Origin of the sequence: Amycolatopsis azurea DSM 43854, assembly GCF_001995215.1 — a bacterium.
GTDB lineage: Bacteria > Actinomycetota > Actinomycetes > Mycobacteriales > Pseudonocardiaceae > Amycolatopsis > Amycolatopsis azurea.
Genome location: NZ_MUXN01000025.1, coordinates 22,724 through 39,940, shown reverse-complemented (window position 1 = coordinate 39,940; position 17,217 = coordinate 22,724). Strand labels below are relative to the sequence as shown.

General features: G+C 68.5%; 16 protein-coding genes. 9 read left to right on the top strand and 7 right to left on the bottom strand.

Features of this window, described 5'->3' with window-relative positions; translation table 11 throughout:
* Window positions 1-101: 101 nt before the first annotated feature.
* From B0293_RS32755 to B0293_RS32735, 5 genes are read left to right on the top strand one after another with little or no spacing between them, the layout of a single operon-like run.
* Window positions 102-1,013 carry an ABC transporter ATP-binding protein gene (locus B0293_RS32755; protein ID WP_005153155.1) on the top strand — a complete coding sequence of 304 codons (912 nt, stop codon included), beginning with the start codon at window positions 102-104 and terminating at the stop codon, window positions 1,011-1,013.
* A complete protein-coding gene (locus B0293_RS32750) occupies window positions 1,010-1,741 on the top strand; it encodes an ABC transporter permease (protein WP_005153153.1) in 732 nt (243 codons plus the stop codon). Before B0293_RS32755 ends, B0293_RS32750 begins: the two co-directional genes overlap by 4 nt.
* A 20-nt stretch (window positions 1,742-1,761) precedes the next feature.
* The gene (locus B0293_RS32745; protein WP_085939604.1) at window positions 1,762-2,391 is read left to right on the top strand and encodes a hypothetical protein; all 630 of its coding nucleotides are present in this window, start codon (window positions 1,762-1,764) and stop codon (window positions 2,389-2,391) included.
* Window positions 2,388-2,711 (top strand): winged helix-turn-helix domain-containing protein, encoded by a 324-nt coding sequence (locus tag B0293_RS32740; protein WP_005153148.1) that lies wholly within the window; start codon window positions 2,388-2,390, stop codon window positions 2,709-2,711. Before B0293_RS32745 ends, B0293_RS32740 begins: the two co-directional genes overlap by 4 nt.
* A complete protein-coding gene (locus tag B0293_RS32735) occupies window positions 2,698-4,017 on the top strand; it encodes a DNA polymerase IV (RefSeq protein WP_005153145.1) in 1,320 nt (439 codons plus the stop codon). The genes B0293_RS32740 and B0293_RS32735 overlap by 14 nt, the downstream gene beginning before the upstream one ends.
* Window positions 4,018-4,357: 340 nt before the next feature.
* Here the strand turns inward: B0293_RS32735 and B0293_RS32730 are convergent, their stop codons facing one another.
* Genes B0293_RS32730 through B0293_RS32715 form a run of 4 tightly spaced genes read right to left on the bottom strand, consistent with a single transcriptional unit; the run spans window position 4,358 to window position 8,566 of the window.
* Entirely contained in the window at window positions 4,358-5,014 is a 657-nt protein-coding gene (locus B0293_RS32730) for a FadR/GntR family transcriptional regulator (protein ID WP_005153142.1), read from the bottom strand.
* Window positions 5,011-6,048, bottom strand: a complete 1,038-nt coding sequence (locus B0293_RS32725; RefSeq protein ID WP_005153140.1) for an ABC transporter permease — start codon at window positions 6,046-6,048, stop codon at window positions 5,011-5,013. Before B0293_RS32725 ends, B0293_RS32730 begins: the two co-directional genes overlap by 4 nt.
* Window positions 6,045-7,589, bottom strand: a complete 1,545-nt coding sequence (locus B0293_RS32720; protein ID WP_005153137.1) for a sugar ABC transporter ATP-binding protein — start codon at window positions 7,587-7,589, stop codon at window positions 6,045-6,047. The genes B0293_RS32725 and B0293_RS32720 overlap by 4 nt, the downstream gene beginning before the upstream one ends.
* A gap of 20 nt (window positions 7,590-7,609) precedes the next feature.
* Window positions 7,610-8,566: a substrate-binding domain-containing protein gene (locus tag B0293_RS32715; protein ID WP_005153135.1), complete on the bottom strand. Its 957-nt coding sequence runs from the start codon at window positions 8,564-8,566 to the stop codon at window positions 7,610-7,612.
* 325 nt (window positions 8,567-8,891) lie between these two features.
* Between B0293_RS32715 and B0293_RS32710 the strand changes: the two genes are divergently transcribed.
* On the top strand, window positions 8,892-10,037 hold the full coding sequence (locus B0293_RS32710; RefSeq protein WP_039916236.1) for a CapA family protein: 1,146 nt from the start codon (window positions 8,892-8,894) through the stop codon (window positions 10,035-10,037).
* Window positions 10,038-10,105: 68 nt separating this feature from the next.
* Here B0293_RS32710 and B0293_RS32705 read toward each other — a convergent pair whose 3' ends face one another.
* Window positions 10,106-11,131, bottom strand: coding sequence for a family 2 encapsulin nanocompartment cargo protein polyprenyl transferase (locus B0293_RS32705; RefSeq protein ID WP_005153132.1), 1,026 nt, complete (start codon window positions 11,129-11,131; stop codon window positions 10,106-10,108).
* A gap of 485 nt (window positions 11,132-11,616) precedes the next feature.
* On the opposite strand from B0293_RS32705, the gene B0293_RS32700 reads away from it, so the two are divergent.
* Both B0293_RS32700 and B0293_RS32695 read left to right on the top strand, forming a co-directional pair.
* Entirely contained in the window at window positions 11,617-12,381 is a 765-nt protein-coding gene (locus B0293_RS32700; RefSeq protein WP_005153131.1) for a bestrophin-like domain, read from the top strand.
* Window positions 12,382-12,385: 4 nt separating this feature from the next.
* Window positions 12,386-13,624 (top strand): DUF6923 family protein, encoded by a 1,239-nt coding sequence (locus B0293_RS32695; protein ID WP_052014337.1) that lies wholly within the window; start codon window positions 12,386-12,388, stop codon window positions 13,622-13,624.
* A gap of 1 nt (window position 13,625) precedes the next feature.
* On the opposite strand, the gene B0293_RS32690 is transcribed toward B0293_RS32695, so the two are convergent.
* Window positions 13,626-14,642 (bottom strand): autoinducer 2 ABC transporter substrate-binding protein, encoded by a 1,017-nt coding sequence (locus tag B0293_RS32690; protein WP_209437254.1) that lies wholly within the window; start codon window positions 14,640-14,642, stop codon window positions 13,626-13,628.
* 271 nt (window positions 14,643-14,913) lie between these two features.
* On the opposite strand from B0293_RS32690, the gene B0293_RS32685 reads away from it, so the two are divergent.
* Window positions 14,914-15,348: a DUF4396 domain-containing protein gene (locus B0293_RS32685; RefSeq protein ID WP_005153124.1), complete on the top strand. Its 435-nt coding sequence runs from the start codon at window positions 14,914-14,916 to the stop codon at window positions 15,346-15,348.
* Between the two features lie 319 nt (window positions 15,349-15,667).
* On the opposite strand, the gene B0293_RS32680 is transcribed toward B0293_RS32685, so the two are convergent.
* Entirely contained in the window at window positions 15,668-16,897 is a 1,230-nt protein-coding gene (locus B0293_RS32680) for a glycoside hydrolase family 88 protein (protein WP_005153123.1), read from the bottom strand.
* Window positions 16,898-17,217: the final 320 nt, after the last annotated feature.

The following is a 17,217-nucleotide window of genomic DNA, read 5'->3' as shown; positions in this document are numbered from 1 at the left end:
AGGGGGCCTTCATGTACCTCCGGGGTTTCCACCGCAGGGGGCTTTGTGTTACAAAGTGCGGAGTGAGCTTTGTTGTTCAGAGTGCTCGAAGGGGGAAAGTCATGGCGGACGCGTTCAGCCTCGAAGGGCTGGTGAAGCGCTTCGGTGACGTCCTGGCCGTCGACGACGTCAGCGTGCGGGTCGCACCGGGGGAGGTGGTGGCGCTGCTCGGACCGAACGGGGCGGGCAAATCCACCACGATCGACATGCTGCTGGGCCTGACCAGGCCGGACGTGGGGCAGGTCCGGGTCGCCGGGGTCAGCGCGGCCGAGGCGATGGACCGGGGGACGGTCGGCGCGATGGCCCAGAACGGGACGTTGCTCAGGGACGCCACGGTCGCCGAACTCGTCGGCCTGTTCGCCTCGCTGCACCGGAACCCGCTGCCGACCCGCGAGGTGCTCAAGCGCGCCGGCGTCGCCGAGTACGCGAACCGCCGCTGCGGGAAGCTCTCCGGCGGGGAGCAGCAGCGAGTGCGGTTCGCGCTCGCGCTGGTCGGCGATCCGGATCTGCTGGTGCTCGACGAACCGACCGCGGCGATGGACGTCGACGGGCGGCGCCGGTTCTGGGCGTCGATGCGGGAGTACACCGAGACGGGCCGGACGGTCGTATTCGCGACGCATTACCTCGCCGAGGCCGAGGACTACGCGGACCGCGTCGTGCTCATGCGGCACGGCCGGGTCGTCGCGGACGGGCCGGTCGGCGAGGTCCGGGCCGCGGTCGCCGGGCGGGTGCTGCGCGCCGTCGTCCCGAATGCCACCCACGACACCGAAGCGGCCCTCGCCGCGCTGCCCGGGGTGTCGCGCGCGGTGCTGCGGGCCGGGCGCGCGGAGTTGAGTTGTGCGGATTCCGACCTCGCCATCCGCGGTCTGCTGCGCGAGTTCCCGGACGCCGCGAACATCGAAATCACCGCCGTGGGGCTGGAAGAAGCCTTCATCGCGCTGACCGCCGACGTAACCGAGGGAGTGTCGCGATGAACCTGAGCTACCTCGCGCTGGAGATCAAGCGCATCGTCCGTAGCCCGCAGTTCGCGCTGTTCACCATCGGCATGCCGCTGGCGATGTTCCTGTTGTTCGGCGGGATCTTCGGCGCCCAGGAGATCGCGCCCGGCATCTCGACCGCGACGGTGACCATGGTGAACATGGCCGCGTACGGCGCCATGACCGCCGCGCTCTTCACCGGTACCCGCGTCGCCACCGAGCGCACCGACGGCTGGCAGCGCACCCTGCGGCTGACGCCGATGCGGGCGCCGGGCTATCTCATGGTCAAGGTGTCGGCGGGTTTGTTCGTCGCGCTGCCCGTGCTGCTGGTGATCTTCGCGGCCGGGATGATCCGCGGTATCCGGCTGGAAACCGGCCAGTGGCTGACGATCTTCGGTTCGCTGTGGCTCGGCGCGCTGCCCTTCGCGGTGCTGGGCCTGATGATCGGGCTGTTCGGCAAGGGCGACACCGTCCAGGCCGTGACCGGCGCGCTGATGCTGCCGCTGGGCATGTTCGGCGGGCTGTGGATCCCGTTGCAGATCCTGCCCGGCTGGATGAACACCGCCGGGCACCTCATGCCGACGTACTGGCTCGGCGAGATCGGCCGCGCGCCGGTGCTCGGCGGTTCGGGGACGCTGATCGCCGTCGGGGTGCTCGCGGCCTGGCTGGTGGTGCCCGCGCTCGTGGTGATGGCGAGGTTCCGGCTTGACACGGCCAGGCTGTGAGCCCGTGTTAGTTTTCCGAGGTGGTGGAGGATGAACGCGACGACGACGCGCGGCCGATGACGCCTGAGGAATCGCTCGCGCTCATCGCCAGTCAGTCGGAGAAGACCCGGCGCGAGATCGGGCCGAATCCCTCCGTGCTGCTCGCCGTCTGGGGTCTGGTGTGGCTGTTCGGTTTCGGGCTCGTCTACGTCTCCGCCCCGCCCACCGCCCTGATGCCGATGTGGGTCGCCGGGGTGATCACCGTCGCCGGGTTCGCCGGCGCGATGGCGTACTCGGCGATCTACGGCATCCGCGCGGGCCGCGGCGTGCGCGGGCCGTCCCGGCTCGTCGGGGCGATGTACGGCTGGAGCTGGATGATCGCGTTCGGCGGGCTGACGGTGGTGAACACCGCGCTGATCCGCCTCGGCCTCGACGCCGACCTGATCCCGTTGCTGTGGTCCGGGACCTCGCTCATGCTGACCGGCCTGATGTACCTCGCGGGCGGGATGCTGTGGCAGAGCAAGCTGCAATACGGCCTCGGCGTGTGGATCATCGCGTGCGGCGCGGCGAGCGTGCTGGCCGGGGGACCGCACAACTTCCTCGTGCTGAGTCTCGCGGGCGGCGGTGGCTTCCTGGTGGCGTCGCTGGTCTTCCTGGTGCGGTCGCGATGAGCGAAGACGGGCTGCCGCAGCTCGATCCGGTGATCCACGCGCAGGCGCGGCTGCGGGTCACCGTGGCGCTGTCGAGCCTGGGGCCGGGGGACCGCATCACCTTCCCGCGGTTGCAGCAGCTGCTGGACATGACGCCGGGCAACCTGTCGACGCATCTGCGCAAACTCGAGGACGCCGGCTACGTCGAGATCACCAAGGCCTTCGAACACCGCACACCGGTGACGCTGGTCGAGCTGACCACCCGAGGCCGGGCCGCGTTCGAGGACTACACGAAGGCCCTGCATCGTCTTCTCGAGGTACCGGGCGATGGGCGGGCATGACCGGTGGGTCATCCACCTCGACATGGACGCGTTCTACGCCTCCTGTGAACAGCTGACCCGGCCGACGCTGGCGAAGCGTCCCGTCCTGGTCGGCGGCGCGGGCCCGCGCGGCGTGGTCGCCGGGGCGAGCTATCAGGCGCGCGAACACGGGATCAAGTCGGCGATGCCGATGTCGCAGGCGCGACGGTTGTTGCCGCCCAACGGGGTCATCCTGCCGCCGCGGTTCAAACTGTACGAACTGCTGAGCACGCGGGTGTTCGAGCTCGTCGCCACGTACGCGCCCGTGCTGGAGCGGATCTCCCTCGACGAGGCCTTCGCGGAACCGCCGTCGCTGGCCGGGGCCTCCTCGGCCGAGGTGAAGGACTTCGGTGCCCGCCTGCGGGAGCACATCCGGTCCGAGATCGGCCTGGTGGCGTCGATCGGGGCGGCGTCGGGCAAGCAGGTCGCGAAGGTCGCCTCGGATCTGGCGAAACCGGACGGGCTGCTCGTCGTCGACCAGGGCACCGAACGCGACTTCCTCGCCCCGCTGCCGACCAGGGTGCTGTGGGGGATCGGGCCGGTGGCGGAAGGGAAACTGCGGGCGATCGGCGTCCGGACGCTGGGCCAGCTGACCGCGCTCTCCGACGCCGACGCGGTGTCCACTTTGGGCAGTGTGGTCGGCCGGGACCTGCGGCGCCTCGCCACCGGCGTCGACGACCGGCCGGTGTCCGACCGTGCGGAACTCAAGCAGGTCAGCGCGGAGACCACCTTCGACCGGGACCTGATCGACCTGCCGAGCCTGCGGCGCGAGGTTCGCGATCTGGCCGTCCACGCGCACCGGCGGCTGATCAACGCCGGCCGGGTCGCGCGGACGGTGGTGGTGAAGCTGCGGCACACCGACTTCAGCACGGTGACGCGGTCGGAGACGATGGCTTCGCCCACCGACGAGTTCGACCAGCTCGCGTCGATGGCGGAACGGCTGCTGATCGACCCGACCGAGTTCGGCGGGGTGCGGCTGGCCGGGGTCGCGCTCTCCGGGCTTTCGGTGCCGCATCAGGATCCGCTGTTCACCCTGTCCGTCCCGGTTCCGGACGTGCCCGTGGTCGAGCGGGCGCCCGCGCCGGCGGTCGCGGTCCCGTCGTCGAGCTGGCGGCCCGGGGACGACGTCGTGCACGAAGAGCACGGGAGCGGCTGGGTGCAGGGCGCCGGGCACGGGCGGGTGACCGTCCGGTTCGAGACGCGGTCCAGCGGGCCGGGCGTGGCCCGGACCTTCCTCCAGGACGACCCGGCCCTCCGGCGAGGTGAACCCGGCGACTGCCTGGCCTGACCTTCGCGTTTCACGTGCCGGACAGCGTTGTGAAAGCCACTTTCGCAACCTTCAACGTTGCGAAAGTGGCTTTCGCGACACCCGAAGCCGGCAAGTGCGAGCAGTCGAGCACTTCACGAGGTCCGGCCTCGTCTCCGCCCGGCTGACGTCCACCCGATCACGCGTGTCGTCCATCCAATCACGCGCGTTCGCCATCTGATCACGTGAGTTCGGCCTTCAAGCACGCGCGTTCGCCGATGCCGCAAGCCGGGCCGACGTGACTGGATGGACGACACGCGTGATCAGACGGACGACACGCGTGATTGAGCGGGGAAACGGAACCTGGAATGGTGTGTACCACTCAAGATGCCGATGAGCGGTACGGCACAACGGTTTCCAGCAGGCACCGGGTCGCCGATTCCGCTCCGTCGGCGTCCTTTCCGAGCACCATCGCCACCACGAGCGAATGCGCCGCGAGCACTTCGTCACCGGGGACCTCTTCGAGCGCCGCGACGACCGGGACGTGCAACTGCGCGATCAAGGGATTGCCGGACGCGCGAAGCAGGGCCGCGTGGAAAGCGCTGTCGGCCGCCCGAAAAGCCTGGAGGTCGACAGCGCCGGTGGCGTCCGCCATCAGCCCGTACGTCGCGACGAGGACCGCGAGTTCGTCCGGGCGACGGTGCCACGCCGCCATTCTCGCCGCCTGCGGTTCGATCGCCAGCCGCAGTTCGTGCAGGTCCGCCAGATGCCGGGAGCGTTCGGGCCCGGCGACCCGCCAGGCGATGACGTCCGGATCGATCGCGTCCCAGTGCTCCGGCGGCCGCGTCCAGGTGCCGACCCGCGGCCGCGCCGTCACCATGCCCTTGGATTCCAGCACCCGCAACGCTTCCCGCACCACCGTGCGCGACGCGGAGAACCTGCGGCCGAGGTCTTCCGGCACGATCGGCTGCCCGGTCCCGAAAGCTCCGGAAGCGATCAGCCTGCCCAGTTCGTCGACGATCCGGGCATGCCGGGTCATACGGGCAGGCCGACCCGGCGTTCCCCGCCGCGGACCTGCTGGAGCACGACGGCGATGACGAGCAGGGACCCGGTCGCCATGTTCTGCCAGAAGGGGTTGACGCCGAGTCCGGACATCCCGTTGTTGAGCACGCCCAGGATGATCACCGCCAGCACGGTGCTGATGATGGAGCCCTTGCCGCCCTTGAGCATCGTGCCGCCGAGCGCGGCGCCGGTGACGGCCAGCAGTTCGAGCCCTTCGGAACCGGACGTCGGCTGCCCGGACCCCGTGCGCGCGGTGATCAGCAGACCTGCGATCGCCGCGACCACGCCGACGAGGGCGTACACGCCGATGATGTAGCGGTTGATGTTGATCCCGGCCAGCCGCGCGGCCGTGTCGTTGCCGCCGATCGCGTAGATGTTGCGGCCGATGTCGGTGTAGCGCAACAGGAAGTGCAGCACCGCAGCGACGATCAGGAACACCCACACCAGCGTCGGCAGCCCGGCGATGGATCCCTTGGCCAGGAAGATGAACAGGTCGTCGGCGCCGGTGTAGCCCTGCGCCTTGCCGTCCGAGATCACCTGCGCGATGCCCTTGTACGTCGCGAGCATCGCCAGCGTCGCGACCACCGGGTTGACCCGGCCGAAGATGATGATCATGCCGTTGACCAGGCCGCACACCACGCCGACGCCGATCGCGGCGAGTGTCCCGACCGCGGAACTCCCGGTCGAGGTGAACACCATCGCCGAAACCACCGACGCGAGTCCGGCCATCGAGCCGACCGAGATGTCGAGCGCGCCGAGGATGATCACCAGGGTCTGCACCAGCGACAGCAGGCCCATGATGGTGATCGCGCTGCCGATCAGCAGCAGGTTGTTGGTACGGAGGAAGTTCTCGTTCAGCGAGCTCATCAGGATCACGAGCGCGATCAGGGTGAGCAGCAGGCTCGAGTTCTGCACGCCGATCGCGGTCAGCACCCGCCGGGCGGGGGAGACCCGCTCGGTCTCCCCGGCGGGAGCCCGTTCTTCGGATTCGGTGCGCGTGGGGGTGCTCACGAGGCGATCTCCTGGTCTTCTTCGACGGCGGGTTCGGTGGCGGGGATGGCCAGGGTCAGCACGGCTTCCTCGGTCGCGTCGTCGCGGTCGAGTTCCCCGGCGACCCGGCCCGCGCGCAGGACGACGATCCGGTCGGCGAGGCTCAGCACCTCGGGCAGATCGGACGAGATCACCAGCAGCGCGATGCCTTCGGCGGCGAGACCGTCGATGATCCGGTAGATCTCGGCCTTCGCGCCGACGTCGACGCCGCGCGTCGGTTCGTCGAGGATCAGCAGTTTCGGCCGCCGCGCGAGCCAGCGCGCGAGGACGGTCTTCTGCTGGTTGCCGCCGGAGAGCTTGCGGACCTCCTGCTCCATCGACGGCGTCCGCACCCGCAGTTCGCGCACGTACTCGGCGACGAGTTCGCGTTCCTTGGCGCGGCGCACCACCCGGAAGCGGCGCAGCCGGTCGAGCACGGCGATGGAGACGTTGTCCCGCACGGACCGCTGCATCAGCAACGCGTCGGTCTTGCGTTCCTCCGGCGCGAACCCGATCCCCGCCTTGACCGCGTCGCCGGGAGTGCGGGCACGCAACGGTTTCCCGTCCAGTTCGACGGTGCCCGAGCGCACCGGCAGGTCGCCGACGATCGCGTGCGCGAGTTCCGAACGACCGGCGCCGACCAGACCGGCGAGACAGACGACCTCGCCCGCGCGGACCTCCAGGGAGATGCCGGTGACGTCGTCGGTGGTGACCTGGTCGAGCCGCAGCACGACCCGGCCGGTCTCCTGGGTGACCCGGCGCTCCAAAGTGGACAGATCGCGGCCGATCATCATGCGCACCAACTGGTTCTCGTCGGTGGCTGTCGCGTCCTCCACGCCGATCAGCCTGCCGTCGCGCAGCACCGCCACCCGGTCCGCGAGCTGGAAGATCTCCTTCATCCGGTGGGAGACGTAGACGACCGCCACGCCGCTGTCGCGCAGCCTCCGGATCAGCGCGAACAGCGCGTCGACCTCGTGCTCGGACAGCGACGACGTCGGCTCGTCGAACGCGATCACCTTCGGCGGGGTCGCGGCGGTGAGCACCCGCAGGATCTCGACCAGCTGCCGCTGCGCGGCGGACAGCCTGCTCCCGAGCGTCTCCGGCCGCAGGACGCCCTCGAACCCATACTCCCGCAACGCTTCCTGTGTCATCCGGTGCAGGGTCCGCCGGTTGACCAGCCGTCCCCGCGCGGGCAGTTCGCCGACGAAGACGTTCTCCGCCACCGAAACGTGCGGGATGATCTCCGGCTCCTGGTAGATCACCCGGATCCCGGCGGCCATCGCGGCCCGCGGGCTGTCGAAGCTCACGGGGGCGCCGTCGATCAGCAGGTGCCCGTCGTCGGGACCGTGGTCGCCGGACAGCACCCGCAGCAGGGTGGACTTCCCGGCGCCGTTCTCGCCCATCAGCGCGAGCACCTCGCCGGGCCGGAAGTCCAGGGTGACGCCGTCGAGCGCCGTCACCCCGGAGAACCGTTTGCTGATCCCTTCGGCGGTCAGCGCCGCCGCGGGTTCGGATGTGGCCATGGAAACGCCTCCACGCGGGATCAGATGCAGTTGACGCCGGCCTGCTTGTAGTTGTCCTTGGTGACGATCTGGGTCTTCGCGATCGTCTCCGGGGGCAGTTCCTTGGAGTTCTTCACCTTGTCCACGAGCAGCTGGATCGCGGTGCGGCCGACCTCGGCGCCGGAGATGAACAGCGCCGACTTGTTGCCGGTGTCCTTGCCCGCGGCCCAGTCCTTGCAGGTCAGGTACGCGCCGAGGCCGACGCCGATGATGTCGTTCGCGGCGACGCCCGAGTTCGCCAGCGCGGTCACCGCACCGGTCTCGTTCTCGTCGTTGCAGCCCCAGACCACCCAGTGCTTGACGCCCGGGTTCGAGCCGATCACCGCGCCGGTGCGGTTCTGCGCGTCCACCGGGGTGTTGTCGGTGCCGACCTCGATCACCGGCACCTGGGCACCAGCGTCTTTGTCGAACGAGGCCTTCGCGGCGGAGACACGGTCCGAGCACACGGTCAGGTCCTGCTTGTAGGCACTGATGATCTTCGTGTCGGCCGCGGTCCATCCCGCCGCCTTGAACAGCTTCGCGGCTTCCTTGCCCACCGAGTCGCCCATCTGCGAGCCGTTGAAGCCCACGAACGGCGACTTCGCCCCGCCGCCGTCCTTGATCACGTCGTCGGAGGCGATGATCGGGATACCGGCGCTCTTGGCCTTGTCGAGCACCTGCGGGCCGATGGCCTGATCCGGGACGACGATCGCGATGCCGTTGGCGCCCTGGGCGAGCGCGGCGTCGAGTTCGGTGATCGCCTTGTTGGCGTCCTGCCCGAGGTTGACGACCTTGAGCTCGACGCCCAGTTCTTTCGCCTTCTCCTGCGCGCCCTGCGCCTGCTCGACGAAGTACTGCTGATCGCCCTGTTTCTGCAGGTAGAAGAGAGTGACCTTGCCGCTCGCGGGGGCCTGCTGCTGCGGCGCGGCGGTCTCCTTCCCGGAGGAGCAGCCGGTCAATACGAGACCGGCAATCAAACAAGAACCAACAATGCGCCAGGGCAGGGACCTGTGCGAAGCTGTGGACATCGAATGCTCCCAGGACGAAGCGGAAGAGTGTGACTCGTATTACTAAACACTCTTCCGGGTGACGTCAAGGCGCGATTGAGTCACGGAAGGCGGCTGTGGTCGTACAAATCCCACGTAGGAACCGGGTATCTCGGCGAGTAGTCATGGGGAACTTGTCCGATGTTTGTCCGATCGTTCTTGTTGACTTTGGTTGAGTGTCGTACCCATTCGGCGTAAGGCAGGATGAAAGGGACTTGTCACCCGATCGAGGGAACCGATGTTCAGCTCCCGCGTCAGTCAGACCAGCGTTCGTCAAAGCGCCGCTCTCCTCAGCGCCGCCTTGCTGCTCGCCGCGTGCAGCTCCACCCCTGAGCCGCAGCAGCCTCCCGCCGCCTCCGAGCCGCAGACGCAAGCGAGCCAGGCGCCGGACGGGTCTTTCACCGTGGTCGCCACCGGTGACGTGCTGATCCACCCCGCCCTGACCGACCAGGCCAAGGAGGACGGCAAGGGCGAGATCGACTACCGGCCGCTGCTGGCCGGGATCAAACCGCTGATCTCCGGGGCCGACCTCGGCATCTGCCATCTCGAAACCCCGCTCGCGCCGAAGGGCGGGCCGTACAGCGGCTATCCGTCGTTCAGCGCGCCGCCCGAGATCGTCGACGCGCTCAAGGACACCGGGTACGACAACTGCTCGACGGCGTCCAACCACACGATCGACCAGGGCGTGGAGGGCGCGACGCGGACACTCGACAAACTCGACGAAGCGGGGATCAAGCACACCGGCTCGGCGCGTTCGGCCGAGGAGGCGAAGAAGCCGCTGATCGTCGACGTCAAGGGCGTCAAGGTCGCCCAGATCTCCTTCGCCTACGGGTTCAACGGGATCAAGGTGCCCGCGGGGAAACCCTGGCTGGTCAACCAGATCGACGCCGAAGACGTGATCGCCCAGGCCAAGGCCGCGCGGAAGGCGGGCGCCCAGGTCGTCGTCGCGAGCCTGCACTGGGGCACCGAGTACCAGCACGACGCGACCGCAGAACAGCGCTCACTGGCGAAGAAACTCCTCGGCGACGACTCGATCGACCTCATCATCGGCCACCACGCGCACGTCGTTCAGCCCTTCGAACAGATCAACGGCAAGTGGGTCGCCTACGGCCTCGGCAACAGCGTCGCCCGGCATTCGGAGCCGAAGGGCTCGACCGAACAGGGCGCGGCCGCGCGGTTCCGGTTCGTGCGCGACGGCGAACGCTGGAAGGTCGACAAGGCCGAGTACGTCCCGACCCTGGTCCAGCTCGGACCGCCGATCCGGTTGCTCGACCTGACCGCCGGGCAGAGCGGGGACGCCGGCGCGGAAGCGCTCAAGGCCACCGACGAAGTCGTCCTCAGCCGGGGAGCCGGTGATCAGGGGCTGACCCGCCCCGGGCGCTGATCCCTGGGTCGACAGCGGTGGGCCGGGCCGCTTCGACCGGCCCACCCCTGCCTTTCCGCGCCCGGTCTTCAATAACGTCGTCGCACCACCAGTTTCGCGAGGGCCGCGAGCTCGGCGCCTGGGCGGGGCACCGGGTTCGAGACGGCGAGATGGTGCAGCGCGCCGGTCAGGAGCGCGTCGGCCTGCTCCTGGCTCCATGACCGGCCGCCCGCCCGTTCCACCAGCTCCGCCGCGTGGGGCAACTCCGTGGCGTCGAGGTTTTCCTTGCGGTACAAGGCGTCCAGCTCTCGCCCGGCTTCGGTCCCGGAGTGGAGCGCGGCCACCACCGGCAGGGACTTCTTCCGGTTGGAAAGATCCGAGTGGACCGGTTTCCCGGTCACCTCCGGATCGCCCCAGATCCCGAGGAGATCGTCGATGTGCTGGAACGCCAGCCCGAGTGCCCTCCCGTACTCGGTCAGCCGGTCGATCTGATCCTGCCTCCCTTCCCCGGCGAGTGCCCCGAGCGTGCAGGACGCCCCGAGCAACGCGCCGGTCTTCCCCTCGGCCATGCGTACGCATTCGGCGGTGTCGACGTCACCGCGTTCCTCGAACTTCAGGTCGGCGCTCTGTCCTTCCAGGAGATCGATCACGGCGGTGCTCAGCACCCGCAGCGCGGTCTGCCCGAACGGCGCCAGCACCTCGAAGGCCCGGCACAGCAGGGCGTCCCCGGCGAGGATCGCGGCGCCCGTGCCGAAGATCGTCCAGGCCGTCGGGCGGTGCCGTCGCGTGGTGTCGGCGTCCATTACGTCGTCGTGCAGCAGTGAGAAGTTGTGCACCAGTTCGACCGCGACCCCCACCGGGACGGCGACCTCGGCGTCCCCGCCGACCGCTTGCGCCGACAACAGCGCTAGCGCGGGCCGCAAGGCCTTCCCACCGTCCGAAGTGGAGGGCCTGCCGCGTTCGTCCCACCAGCCGAAGTGGTAGCCGGCGATGAGCCGCATCGATTCGGGCAGTCCGTCGACGGCTTCGCGCAGCGCAGGGTCGAGCAGATTCCGGCTCCAGGTCAGGACTTCGGCGGCGGGCCGGGTACCGGTTCGGGTGTCGATGGTCGTCAACGGACTCCCTTTCAGTCTCGTAGTCGACGGTTTGCTCAACCGGCCGGTGGCCCGGTGAACTGCTGTTCTCACAATTCGCGGATACCCATTCGAGTGGGGTGAGTGCAAAGTCAACATAGCAAGCGGTAATGCCCGGACAAACAACTCGATCGGGTCACAGGGGAGGTTCACCTGTTTGCCGGATTGGACCGGACGCGGTGGCTACCGGCGGCCGTTCGGGCTACAAAACTGCTCGAAAAGTCGGTATCGACGGGTATCGGTGACGTCTTGTGGCCGGTTCTCACTCGGTCGTGAAGCGGTGCTCTCCGACCGGTGACGGGACTTTCCGGCGCGTGGCGGAATTCGTTTCGCGATATGAGAAATTGGGCCGAGCCGGTGATGATCGACAAGGGTTGTTCCACCGCAGGAATGAATTGATTCACTCGCTCTTTTCCGTGTGCCGAAGCGTGAACTAGTTTCAGCAGTCATCGCACGGAGGGAGTCGAATGGGTATTTACCTGACCGGCATCGCCTGGGTCGTCGGCGCGGCGGCACTCGCGGGATTCGTCGGCTACCTCGTCCGCAAGTTCGGCTGGGACGAAGGGCGGCCGGACAACAACGACGCCGCCGGCCAGGTGTTCACCATCGTCGGCGGGCTGCACGCCGTCCTCGTCGCGTTCATCCTGATCTCCCTGTTCGACTCCGCGAGCGCGGCGCGCGAAGGCTCGTACCACGAGGCGGACAGCCTGGTCGCCGCCGTCTGGGCCGCCGATTCCCTGGGAGACGGGGTCAAGGCCGAGGTCCGGAAGCTGAGCGCGGACTACATCTCCACGGTCGAGAAGAAGGAGTGGCCGCAGATGGCGGGCGGCCGGGACTTCGTCTCCGACGCCGGCTGGACGCAGCTCGACCAGTTGCGCAAGGCGGTCGACAAGGCCCCTTCGGACGACGACTGGTTCCGCGAACGCAAGACCGAGGCGTCCACCCAGCTCTGGCAGGTCTACGAAGCCCGGCAGGCCCGGCTCAACGCGGTCGAGGGCGGCAAGGTCGGCGGTGTCGTCTGGTTCGCGCTCATCCTCGGCAGCCTCATCTCGGTCCTGCTGCCCAACCTGTTCGGTGGCACCCGGCTGGCCGCGCATCTGGTGATCGTGTCCACCCTGGCCGGGACGGTCACGCTGCTGTTGTTCGCCATCTACCAGCTGCAGAACCCGTTCGGCGGCGGAGTGCGGATCCCGCCCGACGCGTTCACCGCCGCGCTGACAAGGCTCACCTGAACCGGTGAGCACTGTGGACGGGGTGACGCGGGCGGCGGCGACGGCGGCCGTCGCCGGGCTGGTCGGCGCGTCGGCGCTGCTGGCCCCGATGACCGCGCGAGCCGCCGAGTCCTGCCTGGTGGTGCAGGCGGAGACCGGTTCGTACGGGAAGTCGAAGCTGCGGTGGCTCGACGTCGGCTCGGGGACCACTTCGCGGGTCACCGAACCGGGGTACCGGCTCAACGCGCTCGGCTACTCCGCGACGCGGGATCTGGTCTTCGGTGTCGCCGAAGGTCTCAGCCGCGGCGCGCACGCGGTGACGATCGACCGCGACGGGCGCACCCAGGACCTCGGCCCGATCACCCGCGCCGGGAACCGGCTGCCGGTGTGGAGCCCCGTCGCCGGGGTGACCGCGGGCGCGATCGGCGGGAATTCCTGGTACCTGCTGAGGAACGGCACGCTATACACAGTGGACCTGACGCCGGGGGAGCGGTACCTGCGGGTGATCAAGACGGTGTTCCTGCGGCCGATCACGCTCGCCCACGACGTCAACGATTTCGCCTACCACAACGGACTGCTCTACGGCGTTTCCACGACCTGGCGCGGAAAAGGCGCCGTGATCACCATCGACCCGGCGTCCGGAAAGGTCCGTGAGGCCGAAGACGCCCGGTTCCCGCCCGCCGACATCTACGGCTCAGTCGTGCTGGCCCGCGACGGTGCCCTGTACGCCATGGCGAACCGGATCGGCGGGCGCAGCGTGCTGTACCGGCTGGATCGCGGTGGGCAGGTGACGCAGGTGCTTTCGGGTCCGCCGCTGGCGGGTTCGGACGCCGCGGGCTGTCTCACCGCGCCTCCCGAACCGCCGAAACCGGAACCACCCAAGCCGACCCCGATACCCACCCCGACTCCGACGCCTACTTCGTCTCCCAGTCCCACCCCGACGCCCACGCCTACCCCGACTCAGACGCCGACCCTGTCGCCCAGCTCGACGCCGTCGCCTAAGCCGAGTCCCACCCCGACGTCCTCCCCGAGTCCGACATCGACACCGCCGTCACCGACGCCTTCGCCTTCGCCCAAGGTGGTTCCACCGCCCGCGCCGATACCGGCGAAGCCGTCTCGCGGGGCCGCGCCCAAGGAGCGGAAGGCTTCGGCGCAGTCCGACCCGCACGCCCGTACGAAGGAGAAGCGGCGGTGGGGGTTGACCGCGCTGGTGCTGATCCTCGGCGGGGGAGCGGCGGCGGGTGCCGTCCGGCGGGCCCGGTGAGTCAGTACTTGAACTGGTCGACGTTCTCGCGCGTGATCAGCAGCGGGTCGCCCAGCAGCACGGTCTTCTTGTCGTCCTCGTACTTGATCGCCGGGAGTTCGAGGTTGACCTTGTTCGACGGGGTGAGCCGCTTGCCTTCGGCGATCTGCTTGCCGGCCCAGGCGGTGAGATAGCCGAGCGATTCGACGTTCCACAGCACCGAAAGCGACGAGGAACCGTCCAGGAGGTACGGCTTGATCGCCTGCGGCGTCCCGACGCCGACGGTGAAGACGCGGCCGATCTTCTGCTGGGACCGGACCGCCTCGGCGACCCCGGGCGCGGACGTCGTGCACTCGCCGACCAGGCCGGTGAGGTCCGGGTACTTCGTCATCAGGCCCTTGGCCAGGCTGGTGGCGTTCTCCTTGTCCTCGCCGGCGTAGACCGTCTCGACGAGCTGCGCCTGGGGATACTCCATGGCGGTATACGCGCGCTGGACGGCGATCCAGGCGTTGAGGTTCTCGGCGGTCTCGCCGCAGGAGACGATCGCGTACTTGCCCGCGCCGCCCATCTTCTTCATCAGGGCGTCGGTGAGCGCCTTGCCGATGCCGTCCGGGGTCGCCTGGTTGACGAAGAGTTCGCGATCGGTGCCGGGCGCGTCGGTGTCCGAAGTGATCACATGGACACCCTTGGCCCGGGCGTCGGTGATCGCCGGCGCGATCGCCCTCGGATCGTTCGGCGCGATCGCGATGACGTCGACCCGCTGGTCGACGAGGCCTCGCACGATGGAGACCTGGGCCGCGGGGTCCACCGTGGCGGGTCCGGTCGAGCTCCACTCGACACCGAGCTGCTTGGCCGCGGCGTTCCCGCCGGCGTTCATCGCCTCGAAGTACGGGATGCCCGCGACCTTCGGCACGAACGCGATCCGGATCGGCTTCGCCGCCATCCCCGCGGGTTCTTCACCGCCGCAGCCGGTCAGCCCGAACACCATGCCCAAAGCGAGCACAGTGCCCACGACGAGCGTCTTCGTCGGCCCTCGCATCTCCACCCCAAAGTCACGGAACTACCTGAAAAACAGCCGATCGGTCTGCGCGCGGTGGAGACCTCCGGCGAAACTAAGGTCTTCGGTTACCCCGGTCAACCGGATGAGCGCAAAGGGTTACGGAAGTGAGTTCATCGACCTGGGCCGATTACCGACCCGGCCATCGGGGGTGACGCTGAGCGATCGGGAGACGGGGATCACCGCGCGGCATATACGGGTGGGGGGTATATTTCCCCGCATGAACGAGACACGGCACGGAGCAAGCTGGTCGATGGCGGCGTCGGCGACCCTGCACTGCCTCACCGGCTGTGCGATCGGTGAGGTCCTCGGCATGGTGATCGGCACGGCGCTCGGCCTGCACAACGCGGGGACGATCGTGCTTTCGGTCGCGCTCGCCTTCGTCTTCGGTTACGCGCTGACCATGCGCGGCGTGCTGAAGTCGGGCCTCGCGTTCGGCGCCGCGCTCAAGGTGGCGCTGGCCGCCGACACTGTGTCGATCGCGGTCATGGAGATCGTCGACAACGGGGTCATGGTCGTGGTGCCGGGCGCCATGGACGCCGGGCTCGGGAGCTTCCTCTTCTGGGGCGCGCTGGCGTTCTCGCTGGCCGTCGCGTTCGTACTGACGGTGCCGGTGAACAAGTGGATGATCGGGCGCGGCCTGGGCCACGCGAAAGTCCACGCGCACCACGGCGGCCACGCGCACTGAGCCGGGGTGGGGCTAGCAAGGTTCCCAATGTCGCATTTGGGTCGCTCAGCGACCCAAATGCGACATTGGGAACCTCTGAGAGGGACCGGAGTCGGTACGTGGGGCGAGTGAGCGACCACGCCGTCTCCTGCCTCGCAAGTAGTCACCTGGTTGCGATCCTTGATCAGGTGGCGAGAGCAGTGTTGTGAAAGTGGCTTTCACAACCCGCCCGTGAGGCCGCGGCCTGGGTCATGCGCGTTGAGCCGGGCTGCCCCGAGCGCCACGCCCGGGACGCTCAACGTCTCAAGCGTGGCGCTCGGGGCGCGCTCGCGAGCGGGAGTCAGCCGGTCGAGAGGTCGATCGCCTTGTCGATCTCCTTCGGCATCAGCACCCGCAGGATTCCCTCGAGCAGGTAGTAGTCGCCGTAGGGCAGCGAAACTTCGACGCCGTCCTCGGCGGGACGGTTGCGCGTGCCCCGTGCCACGATCGCCTCGGCGCGAGTGGACTTCGTGGTCAGACAGGTGTCGCACAGCGCGGTGAGAATCCGGATCGCCGCCTCGCGGTACTGCGGCCGGTTCGCGACCTTCGCCAGGTCGAGCAGTCCGCACGCCATCACGGCGCCGGCGGAAGAGTCCTTGATGTCGTGCGGTGCCTGCGGCGCGAGGTAGTCCCACACCGGGACGTTGTCCGGTGTCAGCGCGCGGAGCGCGAAGTCGGCCAGGTGCTGCGCGGTCCGCAGGAACAGCGGGTCGCCGGAGCGCCGGTACATCGTGGTGAAACCGTAGATCGCCCAGGCCTGACCACGCGACCAGCACGACGTCGGGCTGTAGCCCTGCACGGAGTTCGGGCCGATCTCGGCGCCCGTGTCCGGGTCGAAGTCGAACACGTGCGGGGTCGAACCGTCCGGGCGCACGAAGACCCGTTCGGTGGTCTTCGCGTGCGTGACGGCGATGTCGAGGTACTTCCGGTCACCGGTCTGCTTACTCGCGAAGGTCAGCAGGTCCAGGTTCATCATCGTGTCGACGATGACCCGCCCGGCGTTGCCCGGCGTGCCGAGCGCGCCCCACGCCCGGATGAACTTGCCTTTTTCGTTGTACCGCTGGATGAGCGACGCGGCGGCGGTGAGCGCGCCCGTGCGCCATTTGTCGTCGCCGGTGAGCCGCCAGCCGGTCACCCAGGACGGGTAGAACAGGAATCCGAGATCGTGATCGCTCGTCTCGTGCTGACGCGGCGCGAGCTTTTCCGCGGACGCCTCCGCGAGGGTCCGGAATCGCGGATCGCCGCTGTAGATCGAGGCGAGCCACAAGGTCCCCGGCCAGAATCCGCCGATCCAGCCGCCTTTCGCGGAATAGGTCCATTTCTCGAACCGGGTGATCTCCGGAAAGGACGTCACACCGGGCGCGACGGCTCGTAGCTTGGTCACCGCGTAGTCGGCCGCCCGGCGGAAAGTCCTTAGCCCGTCGGCTTCTTCCGTCGCCGTGGTGGTCGCGTCGGCGGCCGGGGTGATCGCCGTCGCCGCGACGGCGGCACCGGCAGCGGTGGTCAACAGAGTTCGCCGGGAAACGCTCACAATGCCCGCCATTCGTCAGTGGGAAATGCGTCACGGGAGTTTCGCACGACGATTACGCGCTTGTGAAGACCATTCATGGTTGTGAATAAAAGCGCCGTTCAGTGGGACATTTAGGGGGTGAGGCGAACCTGTCATGCCAGCTCGCTGGCGTGCCGGCTTCGGATGGTGCGAAAACCACTTTCGCAACGTTGAAGGTTGCGAAAGTGGCTTTCGCAACGCCGCTGACTCACCAGGGGTCGAGCCGGACCAAGCGGTCGTGAGCGGTAAGTCGCGTTGAGGAGGAAGCCGAACACGACACGCCATTTTGCCTTCCCCTGAAA